The sequence below is a fragment of the Microcystis sp. LE19-195.1E genome, assembly GCF_027532095.1.
In the GTDB taxonomy this organism is placed as follows: domain Bacteria; phylum Cyanobacteriota; class Cyanobacteriia; order Cyanobacteriales; family Microcystaceae; genus Microcystis; species Microcystis aeruginosa.
The window spans coordinates 1-1,059 of record NZ_JAPZSZ010000151.1; the positions used below are offsets into that span (position 1 = coordinate 1).

1 protein-coding gene is annotated in these 1,059 nt (G+C 45.2%); it reads right to left on the reverse strand.

Features of this window, described 5'->3' with window-relative positions:
• Positions 1-270 precede the first annotated feature (270 nt).
• Positions 271-1,059: calcium-binding protein (locus O9300_RS08880; RefSeq protein WP_287971305.1), on the reverse strand; the 789-nt coding region annotated here is incomplete at its 5' end.

Consider the following 1,059-nt stretch of genomic DNA (forward strand, 5'->3'; position numbering starts at 1 on the left):
CTGAAATGGGGCGAAAGTCTGTGGACTCTGTGTAAGACAGTACATGGTTTTTTAACTGTGGTATGCGACGGTGGTGGAAGCAGAAACTTAAATCGTGAGGTTTAGGAATCGCCGCACTTTTAGGGCGGCGAGGATGTCAACCTTGATGCTTTATCTGCTCTGAATACAATTTAATGTGGTATCAGCAGAAGTCCCTCGCTTTTAGCGATGGGACTTCTGCTGACACTCAGTTAAATGCACTAAGAGCTTATTGCCTCAAACCAGAGGATGTCACAGCACTATATTGGTGACAGGTAAACTATACACTCCAGCGATCGCCAATTGAAAGTCGCTGACTGCATCGCCGTTGGTATCCCCGCAAAGGAGACCACCGTAAAAGCGCAGTTGTCCCGCTTGACCTGAAAAATCCGAGGCACCAATAAACGTGAAACTCTGATCACCAGCGTTGAGGGAGTTAGCATCGATGGCAGAGATGTCAATAGTATCAAGATCAGTATTGAAATCGAGGATATTGTCTTGGTTTGCACCTTGACCGATTTCATCAACGGTGTTGAAAATAAAACGGTCCCGACCTTCACCTCCTGTTAGTTGATCTGACCCTAATCCTCCGATAAGAATGTCCTCACCACCGCCACCAATAATGACATCATTACCAGTGGTGCCAGTGATATTATCATTCCCCCAATACCCATTTATTTGGATATTGTCACCGACAAAGTTGGTATTAGAAAAGTCGAGGGTATTGGCACTCCAATCACCGACGATGGTGACTTTTCCTGTTACTCCTGTCCCGTCGATGGTTTCAATGCCACTATTGACATCAAAACTCTTGAGACCAATATCCACATTACCCGTACCTTTGGCGACGATGGTATCTGTCCCAGTTGTTCCTGTATCTGTAATGGTGTCATAACCTTCAAAGGTATTCCACTCATTACTTTGATAGCCGGTATAAACGTATTGGTCGGAACCGTTACCACCGTTAAGTTTGTCCTCACCACCGCCACCAATAATGACATCATTACCAGTGGTGCCAGTGATATTATCATTCCCCCAATA